This is a genomic window from Bradyrhizobium glycinis (assembly GCF_016031655.1).
GTDB classification, from domain to species: domain Bacteria; phylum Pseudomonadota; class Alphaproteobacteria; order Rhizobiales; family Xanthobacteraceae; genus Bradyrhizobium; species Bradyrhizobium glycinis.
The window spans coordinates 358,836-378,253 of the sequence record NZ_JACCHQ010000001.1 but is presented as its reverse complement, the minus strand read 5'-3'; the positions used below and the strand labels follow the sequence as shown (position 1 = coordinate 378,253).

Here is a 19,418-nt window from a genome sequence, read left to right as displayed (position 1 = left end):
CGGCGCCGGCGCGCCGATCATTCCGCGCCACCTCTTCCGAAGGCGCGGCGAAATATTTGAGCGAGCCGGGCTCGCAAGACGTCCGATGCAATCGACCGGAAGCTGAGCTCCGCCGGAGCTGCCTGCCCCGACGAGGCGCCGGACATGTGGCGATCGAGATTGGCGGCGAACTCCGCGACGAGACGTTTTGCAAGGTCTCGCACTAGGCCGGGACGACCGACCTGAGCCAGCATTCCCGTGAGCGTGTAGCCGATCGACAATTCGACCGCGGTCGCCGCACCGCCTTCGAGCGGCAGCAGGCGGTAACGGATCTCGCCCTGCGTCGCCGAATGGCTGCGCTGGTCGGTGCCGATGCCGACGATGCGCCCCGAGAGTGTCGCGGAATCTCGCTCGACGCGTGCGGCGCCCTCGAAGCTCGCGGCGATCGGCCCGAGCCTGACGCGGATTGATCCTTCGACGCGCTCCGGCCTTGGCGGCGACTTCAGTGACACGCCGGGAAGGCAGGCGGCGATGCCTGCGATATCCTCGAACATCGCGAACACCTTTGCCGGCGGATGCGGCAGGGTGAAGCGCTGATCGAGCATTGTTGCCGGTATGAAGTCGGGGATGCTGCTTGGGGTGGCACCTTCCGATGCCGGAGCTGGCGCGTGCCGCGCAGGCCGCACCTCGTTCCGGGCGGTCGCCGCTCGCCCCGAGCCGGCAGGACCAAGGACGGTCCGACCGCCATCGGACTGCGGGGCGACGTTGCGCGCGCGCCTTGCCTCGATCACGGACTGCACCGCGCGCACGATGCCGACATAGCCGGTGCAGCGGCAGAGATTGCCGCTGAGGCCGACGCGGATGCGGCGCTCGTCGGCGACGGGCAGACGCAGCACCAGGTCGCGCGCCGAAACCAGCATGCCCGGCGTGCAATACCCGCATTGCAACGCGTGTTCGCGGGTGAAGGCAGCGCGCAGCTCGGTGGTGATCTCGTCCTCGTCGAGGCCTTCGATGGTGGTAACATCGGCACCCTCGCAGGCTGCCGCATAGGTGATGCAGGAGCGTGCCGGCACGCCATCGAGCAGCACGGTGCAGGCGCCGCAGACCCCATGCTCGCAGCCGAGATGCGTGCCGGTGAGATCGAGCTTGTCGCGGACGAAATCGGCAAGGCTGGTGCGCGGCTCGGCGGGCAACTCCACCGCGCGGCGATTGACCTGAAGCGCGATCGTGGTCATGCCGAGGCCTCCTGGACGGCGCGCTTCAGCACGCTGACATGGATGTGGCGCTGCGCGGCATCGCCGATGCCCGCTTTCGCCAGGAGCGCATTAGCGGCGCCTGCATCGAAACGCTGCTTGTAGTCGGCGGTGATCCGGCCACCGAATAGCGCTGCGGCATCGGTGACGACGATCGGCGCGGTATCGATCGCACCGATCACGACACGCGCCGAAGCGGCGGCGGGATCGATCAGCACCGCGCCGAGGGCATGGGCGAATTCGCCGGTCTTGCGGCAGCTCTTGGCGTAGCCCCAATGCCCCGACGCCGAGCGTGCCGGCACGTGGACCGCCTCGACGATTTCGCCGGCACGCAGCGCGGATTCCAGCGCACCGACGATGAAGGCTTCGATCGCCAGGGTGCGCGCACCGGCAAGGCTGCGCAGCGTCACGCGCGCGCCCAGGGCCGCCAGCGCCGAAATCCAGTCCGCGGCGGGATCGGCATGACTGAGCGAGCCGCCGATCGTGCCGCGGTTGCGCACCGCGCGATAGGCGATGTTGGCCGCGACGCCGCGCATGGCGCCGCGGGTGACGTCTGCGGTGCGGCCGTCCTCGATATCGGCATGGGTGACGAGAGCGCCCAGCACGAGTTCGCTGCCAGAAACCTCTGCGCGCTTGAGCTCGGCAAGGCCCGAGATGTCGACGATTAGCTCCGGCTGCACCAGACGCAGATTGAGCATGGGGCCGAGCGACTGTCCGCCGGCGATGATCTTGGCCGATCCATTGCTTGCGGCCAGCATCGACAGGGCCGCATTGAGGTCGCGCGGGCGCTCGTAAGCGAAGGGCGCCGGTTTCATGCCGCGCTCCTCTCAGCCGCACGCGCGGCCAGCACCGCCGCGACGATCCGATGCGGCGTGATCGGCGACTGCATCAGCTCGACGCCGAGCGGTCGCAGCGCGTCGTTGACCGCGTTGGCAATCGCGGCGGGCGGTGCGATGGCTCCGCCCTCGCCGATGCCTTTCACGCCGAATTGCGTATAGGGCGACGGCGTCTCCATGTGGTCGAGGCGCGCGGCCGGGACCTCGGTCGGTCCGGGCAGCAGGTAATCCGCAAGCGTCGTCGCCAGCGGCTGGCCGGAGGCGTCGAACGGCATTTCCTCGTAGAGCACGGTGCCGATGCCTTGCGCGAGGCCGCCATAGATCTGGCCGTCGACGACGAGCGGATTGACCAGCACGCCGCCGTCCTCGACGATGACGTAGTCGAGGATCTCGACCTCGCCGATATCGGGATCGACCGCGACGATGGCTGCATGCGCGGCGTAGCTGAAGGTGCCGCTGTCCCGCAACGGCTTGTAGCCCTGCGTGACCTCGAGCCCGCCGGGATCGACGTCTGGCGGCAAATCCTGCGGGCGGCGGTACCAGGTGTGGGCGATCGCCTTCAGGCTGACGCTGCCGTTGACGCCGCGCACCTCGCCGTTCTGCAACACCACGGAGGCCGGATCGTGCTGCAAGAGTTTCGCGCCGATGCGGCGCGCACGTTCGCCGAGCTCGCGGCAGGCGGTCGCGACCGCACCACCCGCCATCACCATCGAGCGCGAGCCCCAGGTGCCGGTCGAATAGGGCGTCATCGCGGTGTCGCCGAGCACGATGCGGATGTTCGCGACATCCACGCCGAGGATTTCGTGCGCGACCTGGGCGAGCGTCGTCTCCATGCCCTGCCCGTGCGAGTGCACGCCGACGCGGAGTTCGAGGCCGCCGTCCGGCGTCAGGCGCGCCGAGGCCTGTTCATGGCCCGGCACCATGGGGATGCCCCAGCCGGAATAGACCGAGGTGCCGTGCGCGGCCTGCTCGCAATAGATTGAAACGCCGACGCCGATGCGACGGCCGTCGGTCTCGCCCTGCTTTTGCCTGGCGCGGATGGCGTCGATGTCGATGGCCGCGAGCGCGCGGCGCATCGCTTCCGGATAATCGCCACTGTCAAAATGCTTCCTGGTGATGTTGTCGAACGGCATCTGCTCGGGGCGCACCAGATTGCGCAGCCGCACCTCTCCGGGCTCAAGCCCGGCTTCGGCCGCCACGAGGTCCAGCATCAATTCCAGCGCAAAGCAGACGCCGGTGCGCGCGACGCCGCGATAGGGCAGGATCGGGCATTTGTTGGTGGCGACCGAGAAGGTGCGGCAACGATAGGCCGGCATCTTGTAGGGACCGGGCAGGATGCTGGCGACCTGCGCGGCTTCGAGACAGGCGGAGAACGGATAGGACGAATAGGCGCCGGAATCCACCGTCGCTTCGCAGTCGATGCCGCGCAAGCCGCCGTCGCGGTCGGCATAAACCGTGATCTTGTAATGATGCTCGCGGCAATTGGAGCTGGCGACGAGATGCTCGCGGCGGTCTTCGAGCCAGCGCACGGGATGGCCGCAGCGCATCGTCAGCCAGGACAGGCAGACCTCTTCGGGCAGCAGAATGCCCTTGTGGCCGAAACCGCCGCCGACGTCGGGCGAGATGACGCGGATCTGGCCCTCCTCCATGCCGAGGCATTCGGCAAGGCCGCTGCGCGTGATGTGCGGCATCTGCGCCGCCGAATGCAGCGTGAGCTGGTCGAGTCTCCTGTCGAAGGTCGCGACCACGCCGCGGCCTTCCAGCGGCGACATGCATTGCCGCGCCGTCGAGATCTCGCGCGTCACCTTGATCGGCGCGTCGAGCGCGGCGGAGATGTCGACCTCGTAATTGGTCTCCAGGAAGACGTTGTCGCCCCAATGCTCATGCACCAGCGCCGAGCCGGGCTCGCGCGCCTTCAGCATGTCATACACCGCAGGCAGCTCCTCCAGATCGAGCGTCACGGAGGACGCGATGTCCTCGGCCTCGGCGCGCGTCGGCGCAAGGCACATCGCAACGAGCTCGCCGACCTGGCGCACCTTGCCGGTGGCGAGCACCGGTTGTTCGGATATCTTGAAGCCCGGCAGCCCCGACACCGCCCGGATCGGCTTGATGCCAACGAGATCGGCCGCCGTGAACACGCTGCCGCGATGACATTCGGGCACATGGATGCCGTGGATGCGTGCATGCGCCAGCGGGCTGCGCACGAAGGCGACGTCCTGAAGACCGGCGAGCCTGACGTCCCCGACATATTGGCCGCGGCCGCGCATCAGGCGGTCGTCTTCCTTGCGCGGCAGCCGCGCGCCAACGCCTTGCCCCGCCTTTCCGTGCGGAAATTCTCGCTCGTTGCGCAACGCGGCGTTCTCCTGCACTGCCGGGCCTTATGCCGCGACGGCCTGCGGCAGGATCGGCGCGACCGCGTCGAAGCGGGTGCCGGCGCGCAGGCAGAAGGCCGGCTGCAGCAGGCGCTCGGCAATCACCTCATTCTTCTCGTTGTCCTTGAGGACGAAGCGGCCATTCTGCTCCGTGAGCACGGAGACGTCGGCGTCCATGCCGATCTTGAGCGCACCGATCACCTCGCTGCGGCCGAGCATCTTTGCGGGATTGGAGGTGACCATCGGCACCACCTGCTCCAGCGACAGGCCGAGTGCCATCATCGAGCTCATCGCCTGGACCAGGCTGAACTTGGCCTGGCCGGCGAAGGGATGGTTCTCGTCGTCTTCGTGCTGGTCGGGCGTTCCGGCCGGCGCGGGCACATGGGTGTTGTAGCCGTGAATGTCGGCGCCGAGCGTGGTCGGGATGATGCCGGCAGCGATCGCTTTTTTCGCGAGCCGATAGGAGAAATGGCTGCCGTGGCCGACATCGACCTTCAGGCCGCGGTCGAGTGCGGCCTGGATCACCGGATGCACCTCGCCCTCGCGATTGACGAAGCCGCCGGGATGTCGCGTGAAGGGATGAGCGAGGATGTCGTCCTCGCGCAAGAGCGGAATCACCCGGGTGAGGATGGTGTCGGCGTCCTCGCCATTGGCCCCGCTCTCGGGCAGGCCCCAGAGCTGGCCGAAATGCACATAGACCGGCAGGTCGGCACGCTTGCCGATCTCGGCCGCCATCTCGATGACGCGAATGCCCCAGCGCGCGAAGCCGCCGATCTCGGCATGAGCCTTGATGCCGCGCACGAGATCGAGATTGGCGGTCGCGGCCTTGACGGTCGCATCGATGTCGACGCCGTCGGGGCTGTAGAGCTGCGGATAGAAATGACCCTCGAGGCCGCCGACGAGATAGGCGGAGAGAAACGCATAGACGCGCGAGGCCGAGGCTTCCGCGATGAAATGGCGGAAGCCCGGCAGCGTCATGCAGGACGGACCACCCTGATCGACCAGCGTCGTCACGCCGGACTGCACGCCCACCATGTCGGGGTTCATGCCGAAGCGGCCCGAGACATATTGATAGACATGGGCGTGGGTGTCGATCAGCCCGGGCAGCACGAGCTTGCCGCCGACATCGACGACCTCCTTCGCGCTGGTCGGCAGAATGTCGGATGCAACCGCCGCGATCTTGCCGTTGCGAATGGCGACGTCCTTGACGCCATCGACGCCGGAGGCCGGACAGATCACGCGGCCACCTCGCAGCAGAAGATCGAAGCTGGCAGTGACGGACATGGCGCTCTCCTTGACTCTTGCGCAGGCGGTTGCCCCGCTCTCGAATTACGAAGCATGCTTCGCATTTGGATAAAAGCAAGCTTCGTGCCATGATCCTGTTGTGGCGAGCGCGTTCGAATCGAGCTAAGCGCGAACGGTCTGGGGTTGGGAGAGCGTGCATTGCGGCAAGCCAGGAAAAGTCGCAGCGGGGGCAAGCACCGCCCCTGGCCATTGTCGGAACGGCCCGGCTATTTGATCCGCCGGCTGCACCAGATTCACGTCGCGCTGTTTCAGGAAGCCTGCGGCGAATTCGAGGTCACGCCGCTGCAATACAGCCTGCTCTCGGCGCTGGCGGTGCGCGAAACCGCCGATCAGACCACTTTGGCGGCCGATATCGCGCTCGATCGCACCACGACGACCGGCGCATTGAAACGCCTCGCTGCGCGCAACCTGGTCGAGCGCGCGGTGAACAAGGACGATCGGCGCGCGCGATTGTGTCGCCTGACGCCCGCCGGCGCCGCGCTGCTGGTTAAAATCGAGGGCGCGGCACGGCGGGCGCATCGCGCAACGCTCGGCGATTTGAGCCAGCGGGAACAGGCGCTCTTCATCGAGATGATGCAGCGCATCGTGGCCGGCAATCCCAGTCGCGACAGCGCCGCTGCCCTATTCGACTAGAGGCGAGTGCTGCGCTTTTGAGTTGGGCTGCTCAATTTATCATCGTACCGCTGCCCGGCCGTGCATCGATCGCCACCATCCGGCGGCAGATCCGGTGTGCCGCGGCAGGCCGGCGCGTCAGCATGGCCCGGGCTTGAAAACGCAGTCGCATCCGGGAGGAGCCTCACTACGTTCGACATCGAAACGCGCCCTGCCCGGCCGCTCCGCAACCCATGGCACGATTTATGCTGCGATGATGCGAAGCGTGCTTCGTATTGGGGGATGTCATGACGGATACCGAACTTCGCGCTGATATTCACAGCATCGAGCCAATTCCCGACGCGGACCGGGACTCCAGCGGGCCGCAGCAGATGTGGATCTGGGCCGGCGCCAACATCGCGCCGGTGAACTGGGCGCTCGGCGCGCTCGGCATCATCCTCAAGCTCGGCCTGATGGAGACGATCGCGGTCATCGTGTTCGGCAACATCGTGGGCTGCGCGATCTTCGCGACCTTCACGGTGATGGGACACAAGACCGGCGTCAATCAGATGGTGCTGAGCCGGTCCGCCTTCGGCGTCCGCGGCGCCTACCTGCCGAGCATCCTGATGTTCCTGATGACGCTGGGCTGGATCGGCGTGAACACCTATTTCCCGGTCAAGGTCTCGATGGGCATCCTCGGCCAGTTCGGCGTACCCGACACCTGGCTGGTCGAGATGATCGTCATCACGCTGGTGATGGCAGTGCAGGTGCTGATCGGCGTCTACGGCTTCTACGCGATCCGCACCTTCGAGAAGTACACGGTGCCGCCGACCATCGCCATCATGGTGCTGATGAGCGTGCTGGCCTGGACGCGGCCCGGCGTCGTCAACTGGGGCCTGACCACCTCGCTGCCGCCCGGCGCGCATCTGGCGATGCTGACGATGCTGATGACCGCAATCGGCGTCGGCTGGGGGATTTCCTGGGTCACCTGGGCGTCCGACTATTCGCGCTTCGTGCCGCGCTCCACGCCGTCGAAAGCCGTGTTCTGGTACAGCTATGTCGGCATGTTCGTGCCGACGGTCTGGCTCGGCATTCTCGGCGCGACCATTGCCTCGACGACGCTGGACACGGACCCCGCCAAGATGGTCAGCGCGGTGTTCGGCGGTCCGGTCAGCATCCTTGTCCTCCTGATGGTGCTGCACGGCCCGATCGCCACCAACATCCTCAACGTCTATTCGGCGGCGCTGGCGGCCCTGAGCGCGGGGCTGAAACTGTCGCGCTTGTGGCTCACCGTCATCGTCGGCGTCGCCGGCTATCTGGTTACCCTCTACTTCATCTTCGCGCCGTCGTTCGCGAAGGCGTTCGACCATTGGATGATCAGCCTGCTGTTGTGGATGAGCCCGTGGGCCGGCGTGGTGCTCGCCGACTTCTTCATCAAGCGCAAGGGCACGATCGAGGTGGCCGAGCTCTATCGCTCGCCGGAGAGCAGCGCCTATGGCGACATCAACTGGGCCGGCATGATCGCGTTCTTCGCCGGCCTCGTTGCCGGATGGCTGGTGCAGGACGGGCTCGTCAGCGCGCTGCAGGGGCCGATCTCGATCTATCTGCTCGGCGGTGCCGATCTGAGCTGGTTGTTCGGAATCGGCGTGGCGGGCCTCGTCTACCTCGGGCTCGGCAAGTTCGCGACCTCCCCCACACCGGCCGTCGCGAGCCGTGCCGGCAGCTAGCCGCAGAGCGCTGACCTCGTCTCTCGTCAGCGCTTCCGGCCAAGACTCACGATCATGTCGCCGGGCCCAAGTCCTCCGGCGACATCACGGTGCAATCGCCACAGGCTCTCCCCATCGACCAGCGAGGGCATCGGGAGTTCGTGGTCGGCGAAATTGGCGACGATCTGCAGAACGTCGCCCTGTTCGGTCTGCCAGCGTACATCCACGCCGCCCATGCGGGAATCCGCGCCCAGCAGCTGTCGCTGCGCCGAAACGAACCCACGTTTGATCAGCGGCACGATCTTCTCGCGCCGCATCTTCAACAACTGCGCCGTTAGCGCTCGGAATCTGGTGCCCGAAGGCGATTGCTCGATGCTGGTCCAGTCCAGCCTGGAGGCGAGGAAGGTTCTTTCGTCGCACGGGTCGGGGATACCAGCGCGCGTTTCGGGCGTCGCGAACGCCTTGAAGTGCGAAAACTCCCTGCGGCGGCCCTCGCGTGTCAGTTCGGCAGCTTCGCCCGTCCAGTCGGCGAAGAACAGGAAGGGCGTTTCGACTGCCGCTTCCTCGCCCATGAACAGCATTGGAATGTGCGGGCTGAGCAGAACCAGCGCGAGGGCCAACTCCAGCTTGTCCGGACCGACCAACCGCGACAGCCGTTCCCCGAAGGCGCGGTTGCCGACCTGATCGTGGTTCTGGGCGAAGAAGATGGTCGCTTCGGGCGGCAGATGAGCACTCGGCTCGCCGCGCGGCGCCTCGTGCAGAGGAAACACCTCGCCCTGATAGGCAAAGCCCTCGGTCAAGGAACGCGCCAGATGTTCGAGCGGCTTGTCCGCAAACGCCCGGTAATAACCTTCGTCCTCGCCCGTGAGCAGGACGCGGAGCGCATTGTGGAAATCGTCGCCCCATTGCGCATCGTAGTACGTCGCTCGTCCCTGTGAACGCGCGAGCAGGTGCGCCTGATTGGCCTCGTTCTCCAGCATCAGATGGATGCGCCGGCCCGCCAGCTGACTGCGCAGGGTCTCGGCGAGCTCGACCAGGAAATGCCGGTTCGAGTCGTCCTTCAGCGCATGAACGGCATCGAAGCGCAGGCCGTCGAACCCATAATCGCGCAGCCACATCAGGGCATTCTCGATCAGAAACCCACGCACGAACGCGCCGTCGGCTCCTTCGAGGTTGACGGCCGGCCCCCAGCCCGTGGTGTGGCGTGGGTTGAAGAAATTCTCCGCATAGACATGCAGATAGTTCAGCTGCGGCCCGAAATGGTTATAGACGACGTCGAGATAGACCATGATGTCGAGGGCATGCGCGGCGCGCAGCAGCCGCTTGAGATCCTCCGGCCGGCCGTAGCGGGCATTCGGCGCGTTCAGGAGCACGCCGTCGTAGCCCCAATTGTGCCGGCCGGGCACGTCGTTGAGCGGCATCAGTTCGATGGCGGTGATGCCCAGATCGCGAAGATAAGACAGCCTCTTCTCGACGCCGGCATAGGTCCCCTCTTCGCTGAACGTGCCGACATGCAGCTCGTAGATCACGGCCTCCGCCCAGGGACGGCCCGGATAGAGCACCGGGTCCCGCAACGCGGCCGTATCGACCACCTCGCTCGGCGCGCCGACGTCGTCCGGCTGGAAGCACGAGGCGGGATCGGGCACGACGAGATCGTCGTTGATCCTGAACTGATAGTGCGTGCCGGCGCGCGCGGTTTGGCTGAGCAGCTGATACCAGCCGTCCGCATCGCGCGACATCTTCCGTGGCGGCTGGCCGATTTCGAGCAGCTCGACGAAGCGCGCCGTCGGCGCCCACAAGTTGAACGAGACCCCATGATCGACGATCTGAGGACCATGGCGCCGACCTTGCTCGGCCATTCCCAGTCTTTGGCTCAAGCCCGTCCCCTTTCGCCGCATGCTCCGCCTCGGCATGCTTCAAGATCGCTTGCGCGTCGGGACGACAAAGCGGAGCCGTGTGCGTTCGTTCCTCCATGGCGCCGACACGGGACATTTGCAGCGCGACGGGAACGGAATCAGCGGCACGACGGTTAGGGTCCCACACAGGAGCTGCCGCCATGCGCCGCCCGAAGCCGCAACCGATCCGTAACAAGCTCGACCTGACCGACCGCACCCAGGTGCGCCTCATCAAGAAACGGCTCGGACTTTCGGACGCTGAGCTGATCACGATCGTCGGACGGATCGGCAACTCCATTCCCGCCATCGGCAAGGAGGCCGCCTTGCAGAGAGCCAGCGCGCTATCCAAGCCGGCCGATGTGGCGCCTGTCCCCGCGACGGCGCCGACGTCCTGACGGGCACCTCGGGGGCAGAGATGGACCAACCAGCACATTCAGACGACGCCCTGACGCGGGCAGCCTCGAGCCTGCGCCGCACCCGGATCACCGAGGGCAGACCATTCCCGCTCGGCGCCACCTGGGACGGCCTCGGCGCTAATTTCGCGCTGTTCTCGGCCCATGCCACCAAGGTCGAGCTCTGCCTGTTCGACGATGCCGGCGAAACTGAGCTCGAGCGCATCGAGCTTCCCGAATATACCGACGAGGTCTGGCACGGCTATCTGCCCTCCGCCCGCCCCGGCACCGTCTACGCCTATCGCGTCCATGGCCCTTACCAACCCGACGCCGGCCACCGCTTCAATCCCAACAAGCTCGTGCTCGATCCCTATGCCAGGCAGCTGGTCGGCCAGCTCCGCTGGGGACCTGAGCTATTCGGCTACCAACTCAACCATGCCGACAAGGACCTCTCTTACGACGACCGCGACAGCGCGCCGTTGATGCAGAAATGCCGCGTCATCGATCCCGCCTTTACCTGGGGCGCGGCGCGGAAGCCGGAAGTGCCGTGGGAACGCACGATCGTCTACGAGATGCACGTCAAGGGCTTCACCCAGCTGCATCCGCTGGTGCCGGAAGCCGACCGCGGCACGTTCTCAGGCCTGGCACATTCGGAAATCCCGGCTTACTTGCGCTCGCTCGGCATCACCAGCGTCGAGCTGCTGCCGATCCATGCCTTCGTCGACGACAGCTATCTGATCGAGAAAGGCCTGCGCAATTACTGGGGCTATAATTCCATCGCCTTCTTCGCTCCTGATCCGCGCTACCTGAAGGCGACGTCTGCGAACGAATTCAAGGCCATGGTCAACCAGTTTCATGCCCATGGCATCGAGGTCATTCTCGACGTCGTCTACAATCACACCGCCGAAGGCAACGAGCTCGGCCCGACCCTGTCGTTCAAGGGCATCGACAATGCCAGCTACTACCGCCTGCTGCCGGACAAAAAGCGCTACTACATCAACGACACCGGCACGGGGAATACCGTCAATCTCTCGCATCAACGTGTGCTGCAACTCGTCGCAGATTCCTTGCGCTACTGGGCGACCGAGATGCGGGTCGACGGCTTCCGTTTCGATCTCGCCACCATCCTGGCGCGCGAACCCTATGGCTTCGATGAAGGCGGCGGCTTTCTCGACGCCTGCCGCCAGGATCCCGTGCTCTCCAGCGTCAAGCTGATCGCAGAACCCTGGGATATCGGCCCCGGTGGCTACCAGGTCGGTCAGTTTCCGCCGGGCTGGGCCGAGTGGAACGACAAGTTCAGGGACACGGTACGCGCTTTCTGGAAGGGCGATCCGGGCACGCTGGCCGACTTCGCCAAGCGCGTCTCGGGCTCCGGCGACCTCTTCAACAAGCGCGGACGCCGGCCCTGGGCCAGCGTCAATTTCGTCACCGCCCATGACGGCTTCAACCTCAACGATCTCGTCTCCTACAACGACAAGCACAATGAGGCGAATGGCGAGGATAATCGCGACGGCCACAGCAACAATCATTCCTGGAATTGCGGCGTCGAAGGGCCGACCAACGACCCGGAGATCACCGCCTTGCGCGAGCGCCAGAAGCGGAACCTGCTGGCCACGATGCTGCTGTCCCACGGCACACCGATGCTGCTCGCGGGCGACGAGTTCGGGCACACCCAGAACGGCAACAACAATGCTTACGCCCAAGACAACGAGACCACCTGGCTCAACTGGATGGGCATCACCGCGAACGGCCGCAGCCTGCGCGAGTTCGTGCGCAAGCTGATCGCCACCCGCAAGGCGTTTCCCATCCTCTACCGCAGCCGCTTCCTGGTCGGCTCGCACAACGAGGAGCTCGACGTCAAGGACGTCACCTGGCTGTCGCCATCCGGCGAGGAGATGGCGACCGAGCAATGGCAGGACGGCAATGCCAAATGCTTCGGCATGCTGCTCGACGGCCGCGCGCAGGAGACCGGGATCAAGCGCCGCGGCTCGGATGCGACCATGCTGCTGGTCTACAACGCGCACCACGACGTCGTGAACTTCACCTTGCCGGAGGTCACCGAGGGACGCAGCTGGCTCGGCCTGATCGACACCAATCGGCCCGACGCGCCGATGGCCGAATTCGAGTTCGGACATGCTTACGCGGTGACCGCGCGCTCGCTCGTGGTGTTTGGCCTTGCGAACGACAGCATCGCGACGCGGCGCCTCCGTCAAGGCCTCGGCGCGCTGATGGACATCGCCGACACGCCTCTGCCCGAGTAGCCGCGTCCCGCCCGTTCGCGATCAGCGATCGACTTCGCCGAACACGATGTCCAGCGAGCCCGGGATGCTGAGACGTCCGCCAGCAAATGCCCCTTGCAGAGAAATCCATCGCAACCCGGGCGACCTGATCTTGCACCGATAGGCGGTGTTGGTCCCATCGGCTATGCGCCGCGAGAGCCTTAGGAACACCGCATCAAGAGCTGCGTTCAATGTCGAGATTGGAGGTTTGAGAGGAGATATCGATTGCTCCCCGCCGCTCTTGTGATCAATCCCCGCTGCCGCTATGCGCGCCGTTACAGGGGCACCCTGACCACCCGACCGGCAACTGGCGCCCGTCTTGACGGACCGTGCAGCTGAGCCAGGCGGCGCGACCGCAGTCGAGCGTGCTCTCACGGCCGTCGTGTTCTCCGGCGGTCTCGGTCTCGGCGCCTATCATGGCGGTGTGTTCGAAGCACTCACTTCGCTTCGGCTGCCAATCGACTGGGTGACCGGTTCGTCGGCAGGAGCCATCACGGCCGCGCTGATCGCGGGGAGCGCGCGCGACGACCGGCTGCGGAATTTGCGCCGCTATTGGCATGCGCCAAGCAGTCCAGCCGAAGTGCCGAACGCGGGCCGCCATGCGTTTGCGTGGCTGAGCTCGATCAATACGCGCCTGCTGGGTCATTCGGGTTTCTTCCACCCCCGCCTCCCCATTCCGTCTTCTCGTTACGGCGGCCTCTACGATCTCGGCCCGACCCGCCAACGCCTGCAGCGCTTGATCGATTTCGGACGTCTGAACGGTGGCCATGTGCGGATCACGATCTGCGCCACCGATGTCGAGAGCGGCGATGCCGTGTTGTTCGACTCCGCATCGGAGCGGATCGAGATGGACCATATCCTGGCCAGCTGTGGCTTTCTCCCCGAATTCGCTCCGGTGCAGATCGCCGGCCGCTGGCTCGTCGACGGCGGGTTCTCGCTGAACGCGCCGTTCGATCCGATCCTCGAAACTGCAGGCCCGCTCCGCCTCTATGTGATCGATCTATTTCCGCGCGACGGCAAGGTCCCCAATGGGCTCGAGGCCGCGTCCGAACGCAAGAGCGACCTGACCTTCGGCAACCAGACCTTCCAGCGCCTTGGCTACGCGCTGGAGGCCCGTCAGCTCCGCGCCGAGCTTCAGGACCTCCACTACGAGGACAAGGTCTATCTCCTGAGCTACCGCCCGGGCCGCGAGGAGGCCGGGCCGGAAAAATCCTTCGACCTGTCGGAGACGGCCATGGCGCAGCGCTGGCGCGCCGGCTTTCTGGACATGCAATATGCCGCAAGCCTCACGCCGGCCCCGAACGAGATCTGCAGCGTGCGGCGGCCCTAGCGATGTCTCTTTGTGTCAGGACCCGCGCTAGGCGCGGTCTTGCCTCCCAGCCGCTCGCGAATGTCGCGCAGCAGCCGCTTGAGACCGTCATCGGCAGTCATGCCGTCGGGCGGGGCGATGGTGGTAATGCCCCAGTTCGCGAGTACGGCCTCCTGCACCGGATTGCGCTGCGCGACGAACACGAAGGATCGCGGCCGATCCTGGCTGTGCCCGGACTCGTCCCAGATCTGCCAGATCCGGTGCAGCAGCAGCCGGATGTTCGGATCGGACATGCTGTATCCGACGAACAGCAGCGTGCTTCCCAGCGCATCGGCGCGAAAGCGGATATCGAGCGGGGAATTGAAGGCGAGCCGGTTGAGAAAGTCGGTCTCGGTCAGAACCAGCGAGGCATCGTCGTCGAAGTCGCCGTGGAATTTGATGATGTGGGTGACACCGGCACGAGCGCTCGCGATCTCCTTCGCGTTGCTGATCTTCGCAAAGGGCTTCTTCAGCACGTCGAACGCGGTTTCGAGGTTGCGATCGTAATTGGTGGTGTAGATGACCGGAAAATCCAGCTCGACGATCATCCGGTGTAGCTCTGAAGCGGCGATCTTCTCAGGATCGACACGCCAATTGCGGTCGAGCCAGCTGCGCAGCGGGCCGATCCCGCCGCGCTTGATCCGATAATATTCCGCGAGCATCTGATAGCCGCCGTGCATTCCGTCGATGACGTCCTGTTCGAGGCCGAGATCGTCCAAGAGATGATCGATCAGAGACTGCCAGGACGGCAAGCCGACCGCCATCGAAATACCGGCGCCCACGAACAGGACCGCGCGGCGTCGCTCGATCGCTGCTGCCAGGATTTCGTGAGGCGGCCGCTCCTCCGATATGAGGCCTGTCGTTTGTTGGTCCATCACGCTTGAATGATCGGGCGAGCGGCGGGTTCCTAATCCTGGCCCGAACCTCAAGGGGTCAGCGGCGAGGATGCCTCGCGGGCCGTCTGTGCCGCGAACCGGGCGATCAGGCGCCGAAGCTGCGCCTTGTGCACCAGGCGCGCCGCCGTCTTGGGCGAGACCCAGATCGCTTCCCGCTCTCCCTTCTCGGGCCACCAGCGCTCCCGCCCGTGTACCTTCATCGCGAAGACGGCAACGTTCATGGTCCGCTTGCGATCGCCTTTTCGCTTGCGGTGCTTGAAGCTGCCCAGTGCGCGCGTGGCCACGACGCCGACCAGGCCCGCCTCCTCATACGCTTCGAGCGCAGCCGTCAGGTGCGGCTCCTTGTTGCGCATCGACGAGCCCTTCGGGACGCTCCACCTGCGCTTGCGCCTGGTCGTGATCAGCATCACCCGCAGCTCAGACTTGTCCAGACGAAACGGCAGAGCGGCAAATTGTTTCTTTCCCATCAGGCGCCTCCAACTCGCGTCTGATAAGCGGGCGCCGCAACCATGGTTCCTGTTTTGCGCAGTGGCGCGTTAAGGCGAGCGAGCCATTCGTCGGCACGGGTGCGCGTTTGGGTGTTGAATTCATTCACCCCTAGGAACGTTCGACATCACGCTGCGTCTGTCGTCCACATGTTGGAGCTGCACATGCTGAGAAGATTGTTCTTGCTTGCTTTGGGTGGCCTCGGATTGTCGACCCTGAGCAACCTCCGCGAAATCGCGTAAAGCGTGGCGACGAAAGCCAGAGAGGCGATCATGGCATACGCCCTGTTCAAGGACGGAGAGAAGGTGAGCCGCACGTTTCCGACCAGGGAGGAAACGTGGGAAAAAGCCGATGAGGCGGGGCTGATCGAACATACCGAGGGCCAGCGGGTGCTCGAGGACGAGTTGAAGATCAGGCCTTGCCCTGCCGACCCCGAGCCTTGCGACGATGCGGACCTGGACTGGGCGCCGGACAAGCCGACGTCCTGATCATGGGTTCAGCATCATAGGCTCAGCATCCCCTGCAGATGCCTTTGATCTTTCGATCCGCCTCGGAGTCGCGGGAGCTCTCCGAGCGAATCTGGTCGTCGCCCTGCAGCGAAGGTCCGGACGTGACCGTCCCGTCGATGCGTCCGATATTCGTGCCGCCTGCCGGATTGCCGGGGCGCCCGACCGTCGTCGATCCCCGGGGGGCCGCGCCGCCACTCGACTGAGCCGTTCCAGCCGAATTCGTGCCCGGAGCCGACGACGTGCTGCCCCCCGCGCCGCCGCCGGCGCTTCCGCCCCCACCACCGCCACCGGACTGTGCCAATGCCGGTCCGGCGGAGGCAGCCGCCAGCACGGCGACGAGCACGAGACCCGTCACGCGCATCGAACGTCTCTCACTGCATCCGCGTAAGTCCATCATCGATCCTGCTGATAGCCCTGATTGGTCGTGTTCTGCTTGATGTTGCCGTGGCGGCCCTGGGTGTCGAAGTTCTCGCGGTCGGGCACACGTTCTTCCACTTCGGTCGCCGGCTCTGCGCCGGGCCCCTTGTTGCTTCGCTGCTCTTCGGGGACGGGAGGCATTTTTGACATGTCCTGCTCCTGTATCGCTTCGCGATTCTGACATGGAGCAATGCACTGGCTCCCGGCGTCGTTCCTGAGCCGATCGCCGCAGCCGGAACCATGACGAAGCCGCTGGAACGAGCGGATGCTGCTGGGGTTGTTGCCCTATCGGCACCGCGCAAGTCCCGGGAGGAACACATGCCAAAGGCGACCGAACCTGCAACCGATCCGCGAGAGACTCCGCTTGATGATCCGCGCCGGCAGACGGACATGCCGACGCACCGGCAGACGAACAAGCCTTGGCAGGGCAATCCCGAGAAGGACCAGATCGATCCGGACCGGCCGCCGGTGGATCTGGAGCGCTGGCAGAAATCGAAGACACACTAGGCAGCGGTCGCTGGCTTGGCGTCAGATCCTGTCGAGATCATGAATGACGGGCCGCAGCGGCCCGCCGGAATCGAGCTCCAACGTTGCGAGCGTAATCGGCAGCTTGAAGCGTCGTTTCCCTGCGCCGCCTGGATTCAGATAAAGCACGCCGTTGACGGTTTCGATCCGCGCGCGGTGGGAATGCCCTGAGACCACGACATCGATCCCGAGCTCGGCAGGATCGATCGTCAGCTCGTTGAGGTCGTGCAGGACGTAGAAGTTGCGGCCGCCAAGGCGCAGCGTTTGTGTTTCAGGAAAGCGTTCAGCCCACGTGCCCCGATCGACATTTCCCCTGATCGCGGTGACGGGTGCGATGCGGCAAAGCCCGTCCATCACCACCTGGGCGCCGATGTCGCCGGCGTGGATGATGTGCGAGACGCCGGCGAGGCAGCGCTCCGCCTCGGGCCTCAGCAGTCCATGCGTGTCGGCGATCACCCCAATCGTGAACGTCATGTCAGATCACGGCTTCAGTGCACTACATCCAGCGGCATCCGGCCGATTTCCTCACCGTCCTCGTTCGTGACGAGGATCGAGAAGTGGCGGCCCTTGAGCTCGGGTCGCTCCTCGAGCAGGCGCCGCGCAATCTCTTCGGCGACATCCAGAGCCTTGATGTCGTCCGGCAAATCGGCACCTCCTTCGTCGGCTACGGTTTCAGAATCCACCAAATCAAAATGATAGCGCGGCAACGTCTGGTCCTCGTGTGTTCCCGCAGGAACGCGCCGCCTCGAGGCTTCGTTCCGGCGTGGGAGCCATCTGCGGTCCGGCGGGCGGCGGCGCCTCCGATCCTTGGCGCGAGATTGCGATGGACTCACGCGCGGCGCCGCCGCGTCCGCGCGCGCGGGCGCGACGAACGGCCGGTCCTCGATGCGGCGAATGCCAGGCCCGCAGCGATCCCAAGCACCACCAGCCCCTTGCTCAGCACAGCGGCTGGCGGAACCTGCTTCCGCACCAGCCAACTGCCGTCGACCGACGTACCCTGCGGACCCGCTTCGAGCAAGGTGCCTGCGTTCCTCGCTGCGGGACGCGCGCGCGACAGCAGCCAGCGGAATGCTGCTCCGAGGACACTCTCGGTGATCTCAGGGGCAATCGCATAGGCCAGTTGGCCGGCGCGCGCCGGCCACCCGACGGCCACCTCGTCACGCGGCGCGCGGACGAGGCTGACGAAGGTCTGGGCCACGTCCTCGGATTGATATAGCAGCGGACCAGGATCGAGCCTTCGTCCGGAGGTGTTGGCGCCGTGGACGAAGCCCGGCGTATCGACCATGGACGGGAAGACGCCGCAGACGTGAATGTCGGGACGAGCACGGAGCTCCTGACGCAAGCTTGCGGTGAAGCCGCGCAGGCCGAACTTGCTGGCAGTATACGCTGCGGCAAAGGGCGTCGGCGCCCAGCCGCCCAGCGAGATGTTGTTGATCAAGACACCGCGGTTCTGGCGAAGGAAAATCGGGAGCACCGCGAACGCGCCATGCATGGTGCCGAGCAGATTGACCTCAATGGTCCGGCGATGAAACGCGATATCTGCATCCTGATAGGCTCCGAACACGCCTGTACCCGCGTTGTTGATCCAGACGTCGATGCCGCCGAAGGCCTCGTCCGCCGCACCGGCCAGACGCTGCACCGCCTCCGCATCAGTGACGTCGGTCGGCACGGCCAGGGCACGGCCTCCAAGCGCCTCACACTCGGCAGCAAGCCGCATCAAGACCTCGCCGCGGCGTGCCGCGAGAACGACGCTGGCGCCCTTGCGGGCGAAGGCCAGCGCCGCGGCACGTCCGATTCCACTGGAGGCCCCGGTGATGACGACGCGCGTGCCGACTATCTGCCCGTGCTCGCGGCCCGAGACGTCCGCCGGAAGCAGCCAACGCAGGGATCGCCGCAGCCGCGCCGTTCCCTGCGTTTCGAACCAGTCGCCATGCGCAAAGATCACCCGTTCCGGAGCCAGCTTCACGAGCCGCTCGGCCGCAGCCCGCGCCGAACGGCCGCCGAGGCGCAGCAGCAGCCGCAGATAGACCGGGGCCTTTCCGTCCGGCTTGGCAATGCCGAGCAGGTTCGCCGCAGCCGCATTCGAGGCGCTGAGGTGGTGGGGATCGAGGTTCTGCACGATATCGGTCAGAACCAGCGTCCGGCTCCGCCTGTCGAACAGCTCGACCTCCGAGAACGTCGGAGCGTTCACCGACACCGTTTCGAGATCGGCGGCCCATTCCTCCGGCGTCGTGTCTCCAAGCTCGCAATCGATGCGGAGGCCGGCCGCCCGCACCTGCTGGCGCGCCGCAAGGCCGCGCGCGGCAAAGATCGCGGCCTGCGGCAGCTGCCTTTGCCATTCGGGCAGGAACATCCAATGGGCAATATTTGGCGCCAGCAGGTATCTGATCGTACCCAGCCGCTCCAGCTCCTGTCGCAGACCCGGCGAATATCTCACCGGCGAATGCAGCACGAGATCGCCATTCGACAGGCGGATGACAGTCATCCGCACGGGCAGTTGCAGGCCGGCGGCGCTGATCGGCTTGTCGTCCAGGATCCAGATATCGTCTGTCACCCGCGACAGGCTGGCGGTCGACACACCGGCGTCGGAACTTTGCATGAGCGTCTTTCCCTTGCGCGGGCGTTGCAC

Annotated in this window: 19 protein-coding genes and 1 pseudogene; 7 read left to right on the top strand and 13 right to left on the bottom strand. The window is 65.6% G+C overall.

Going from position 1 to position 19,418, the window contains the following annotated elements:
- Positions 1 to 17: 17 nt before the first annotated feature.
- From HZZ16_RS01740 to HZZ16_RS01725, 4 genes are all read right to left on the bottom strand, one after another.
- Positions 18 to 1,214: a xanthine dehydrogenase family Fe-S subunit gene (locus HZZ16_RS01740; protein WP_197946778.1), complete on the bottom strand. Its 1,197-nt coding sequence runs from the start codon at positions 1,212 to 1,214 to the stop codon at positions 18 to 20.
- Positions 1,211 to 2,047 (bottom strand): FAD binding domain-containing protein, encoded by an 837-nt coding sequence (locus HZZ16_RS01735; RefSeq protein ID WP_197946777.1) that lies wholly within the window; start codon positions 2,045 to 2,047, stop codon positions 1,211 to 1,213. The genes HZZ16_RS01740 and HZZ16_RS01735 overlap by 4 nt, the downstream gene beginning before the upstream one ends.
- Positions 2,044 to 4,335 carry a xanthine dehydrogenase family protein molybdopterin-binding subunit gene (locus HZZ16_RS01730; RefSeq protein WP_246509948.1) on the bottom strand — a complete coding sequence of 764 codons (2,292 nt, stop codon included), beginning with the start codon at positions 4,333 to 4,335 and terminating at the stop codon, positions 2,044 to 2,046. Before HZZ16_RS01730 ends, HZZ16_RS01735 begins: the two co-directional genes overlap by 4 nt.
- A gap of 111 nt (positions 4,336 to 4,446) precedes the next feature.
- Positions 4,447 to 5,724, bottom strand: coding sequence for an amidohydrolase/deacetylase family metallohydrolase (locus HZZ16_RS01725; protein WP_197946775.1), 1,278 nt, complete (start codon positions 5,722 to 5,724; stop codon positions 4,447 to 4,449).
- A 210-nt stretch (positions 5,725 to 5,934) separates the two neighbouring features.
- Between HZZ16_RS01725 and HZZ16_RS01720 the strand changes: the two genes are divergently transcribed.
- Together HZZ16_RS01720 and HZZ16_RS01715 are read left to right on the top strand one after the other, a co-directional pair.
- Positions 5,935 to 6,378, top strand: coding sequence for a MarR family winged helix-turn-helix transcriptional regulator (locus HZZ16_RS01720; protein ID WP_036005014.1), 444 nt, complete (start codon positions 5,935 to 5,937; stop codon positions 6,376 to 6,378).
- Positions 6,379 to 6,644: 266 nt separating this feature from the next.
- Complete coding sequence (locus HZZ16_RS01715) at positions 6,645 to 8,063, top strand: cytosine permease (RefSeq protein WP_197946774.1); 1,419 nt, start codon at positions 6,645 to 6,647, stop codon at positions 8,061 to 8,063.
- Positions 8,064 to 8,089: 26 nt separating this feature from the next.
- Here HZZ16_RS01715 and treZ read toward each other — a convergent pair whose 3' ends face one another.
- The gene (treZ, locus tag HZZ16_RS01710; RefSeq protein ID WP_246509912.1) at positions 8,090 to 9,919 is read right to left on the bottom strand and encodes a malto-oligosyltrehalose trehalohydrolase; all 1,830 of its coding nucleotides are present in this window, start codon (positions 9,917 to 9,919) and stop codon (positions 8,090 to 8,092) included.
- 179 nt (positions 9,920 to 10,098) lie between these two features.
- Between treZ and HZZ16_RS01705 the strand changes: the two genes are divergently transcribed.
- Both HZZ16_RS01705 and glgX read left to right on the top strand, forming a co-directional pair.
- A complete protein-coding gene (locus HZZ16_RS01705; RefSeq protein WP_197946773.1) occupies positions 10,099 to 10,332 on the top strand; it encodes a DUF3606 domain-containing protein in 234 nt (77 codons plus the stop codon).
- Positions 10,333 to 10,352: 20 nt separating this feature from the next.
- Complete coding sequence (gene glgX, locus HZZ16_RS01700) at positions 10,353 to 12,590, top strand: glycogen debranching protein GlgX (RefSeq protein ID WP_197946772.1); 2,238 nt, start codon at positions 10,353 to 10,355, stop codon at positions 12,588 to 12,590.
- A gap of 21 nt (positions 12,591 to 12,611) precedes the next feature.
- Here glgX and HZZ16_RS01695 read toward each other — a convergent pair.
- Positions 12,612 to 12,755: pseudogene (locus tag HZZ16_RS01695) on the bottom strand (NADH-quinone oxidoreductase subunit D-related protein); the annotation flags it as partial.
- Positions 12,756 to 12,927: 172 nt separating this feature from the next.
- On the opposite strand from HZZ16_RS01695, the gene HZZ16_RS01690 reads away from it, so the two are divergent.
- Positions 12,928 to 13,938, top strand: a complete 1,011-nt coding sequence (locus HZZ16_RS01690) for a patatin-like phospholipase family protein (protein WP_197946771.1) — start codon at positions 12,928 to 12,930, stop codon at positions 13,936 to 13,938.
- On the opposite strand, the gene HZZ16_RS01685 is transcribed toward HZZ16_RS01690, so the two are convergent.
- Both HZZ16_RS01685 and HZZ16_RS01680 read right to left on the bottom strand, forming a co-directional pair.
- The gene (locus HZZ16_RS01685) at positions 13,935 to 14,831 is read right to left on the bottom strand and encodes an SIR2 family NAD-dependent protein deacylase (protein WP_197947257.1); all 897 of its coding nucleotides are present in this window, start codon (positions 14,829 to 14,831) and stop codon (positions 13,935 to 13,937) included. The two genes, HZZ16_RS01690 and HZZ16_RS01685, sit on opposite strands and share 4 nt — an antisense overlap.
- Positions 14,832 to 14,881: 50 nt before the next feature.
- Positions 14,882 to 15,319: an NUDIX hydrolase gene (locus HZZ16_RS01680; RefSeq protein ID WP_197946770.1), complete on the bottom strand. Its 438-nt coding sequence runs from the start codon at positions 15,317 to 15,319 to the stop codon at positions 14,882 to 14,884.
- Between the two features lie 291 nt (positions 15,320 to 15,610).
- Here HZZ16_RS01680 and HZZ16_RS01675 point away from each other — a divergent pair, with 291 nt between their 5' ends.
- Entirely contained in the window at positions 15,611 to 15,826 is a 216-nt protein-coding gene (locus HZZ16_RS01675) for a hypothetical protein (protein ID WP_197946769.1), read from the top strand.
- Positions 15,827 to 15,848: 22 nt separating this feature from the next.
- On the opposite strand, the gene HZZ16_RS01670 is transcribed toward HZZ16_RS01675, so the two are convergent.
- Positions 15,849 to 16,208 carry a hypothetical protein gene (locus HZZ16_RS01670; RefSeq protein ID WP_197946768.1) on the bottom strand — a complete coding sequence of 120 codons (360 nt, stop codon included), beginning with the start codon at positions 16,206 to 16,208 and terminating at the stop codon, positions 15,849 to 15,851.
- Between the two features lie 32 nt (positions 16,209 to 16,240).
- Positions 16,241 to 16,414, bottom strand: a complete 174-nt coding sequence (locus HZZ16_RS01665) for a hypothetical protein (protein WP_197946767.1) — start codon at positions 16,412 to 16,414, stop codon at positions 16,241 to 16,243.
- Positions 16,415 to 16,582: 168 nt separating this feature from the next.
- Between HZZ16_RS01665 and HZZ16_RS01660 the strand changes: the two genes are divergently transcribed.
- Complete coding sequence (locus tag HZZ16_RS01660) at positions 16,583 to 16,771, top strand: hypothetical protein (RefSeq protein WP_197946766.1); 189 nt, start codon at positions 16,583 to 16,585, stop codon at positions 16,769 to 16,771.
- Positions 16,772 to 16,792: 21 nt separating this feature from the next.
- On the opposite strand, the gene HZZ16_RS01655 is transcribed toward HZZ16_RS01660, so the two are convergent.
- From HZZ16_RS01655 to HZZ16_RS01645, 3 genes are all read right to left on the bottom strand, one after another.
- Positions 16,793 to 17,263, bottom strand: a complete 471-nt coding sequence (locus HZZ16_RS01655) for a metallophosphoesterase family protein (protein ID WP_197946765.1) — start codon at positions 17,261 to 17,263, stop codon at positions 16,793 to 16,795.
- A gap of 14 nt (positions 17,264 to 17,277) precedes the next feature.
- Positions 17,278 to 17,496: a DUF6894 family protein gene (locus tag HZZ16_RS01650; RefSeq protein WP_057029921.1), complete on the bottom strand. Its 219-nt coding sequence runs from the start codon at positions 17,494 to 17,496 to the stop codon at positions 17,278 to 17,280.
- Between the two features lie 122 nt (positions 17,497 to 17,618).
- Positions 17,619 to 19,388: an SDR family oxidoreductase gene (locus HZZ16_RS01645; protein WP_197946764.1), complete on the bottom strand. Its 1,770-nt coding sequence runs from the start codon at positions 19,386 to 19,388 to the stop codon at positions 17,619 to 17,621.
- Positions 19,389 to 19,418: the final 30 nt, after the last annotated feature.

Bases quoted from the DNA above. Each gene is read 5' to 3' on its own strand.
- HZZ16_RS01740 (WP_197946778.1), bottom strand. From the start codon at position 1,214: ATGACCACGATCGCGCTTCAGGTCAATCGCCGCGCGGTGGAGTTGCCC.
- HZZ16_RS01735 (WP_197946777.1), bottom strand. From the start codon at position 2,047: ATGAAACCGGCGCCCTTCGCTTACGAGCGCCCGCGCGACCTCAATGCG.
- HZZ16_RS01730 (WP_246509948.1), bottom strand. From the start codon at position 4,335: ATGCGCGGCCGCGGCCAATATGTCGGGGACGTCAGGCTCGCCGGTCTT.
- HZZ16_RS01725 (WP_197946775.1), bottom strand. From the start codon at position 5,724: ATGTCCGTCACTGCCAGCTTCGATCTTCTGCTGCGAGGTGGCCGCGTG.
- HZZ16_RS01715 (WP_197946774.1), top strand. From the start codon at position 6,645: ATGACGGATACCGAACTTCGCGCTGATATTCACAGCATCGAGCCAATT.
- HZZ16_RS01705 (WP_197946773.1), top strand. From the start codon at position 10,099: ATGCGCCGCCCGAAGCCGCAACCGATCCGTAACAAGCTCGACCTGACC.
- glgX (WP_197946772.1), top strand. From the start codon at position 10,353: ATGGACCAACCAGCACATTCAGACGACGCCCTGACGCGGGCAGCCTCG.
- HZZ16_RS01685 (WP_197947257.1), bottom strand. From the start codon at position 14,831: ATGGACCAACAAACGACAGGCCTCATATCGGAGGAGCGGCCGCCTCAC.
- HZZ16_RS01680 (WP_197946770.1), bottom strand. From the start codon at position 15,319: ATGGGAAAGAAACAATTTGCCGCTCTGCCGTTTCGTCTGGACAAGTCT.
- HZZ16_RS01675 (WP_197946769.1), top strand. From the start codon at position 15,611: ATGGCATACGCCCTGTTCAAGGACGGAGAGAAGGTGAGCCGCACGTTT.
- HZZ16_RS01670 (WP_197946768.1), bottom strand. From the start codon at position 16,208: ATGCGCGTGACGGGTCTCGTGCTCGTCGCCGTGCTGGCGGCTGCCTCC.
- HZZ16_RS01665 (WP_197946767.1), bottom strand. From the start codon at position 16,414: ATGTCAAAAATGCCTCCCGTCCCCGAAGAGCAGCGAAGCAACAAGGGG.
- HZZ16_RS01660 (WP_197946766.1), top strand. From the start codon at position 16,583: ATGCCAAAGGCGACCGAACCTGCAACCGATCCGCGAGAGACTCCGCTT.
- HZZ16_RS01655 (WP_197946765.1), bottom strand. From the start codon at position 17,263: ATGACGTTCACGATTGGGGTGATCGCCGACACGCATGGACTGCTGAGG.
- HZZ16_RS01645 (WP_197946764.1), bottom strand. From the start codon at position 19,388: ATGCAAAGTTCCGACGCCGGTGTGTCGACCGCCAGCCTGTCGCGGGTG.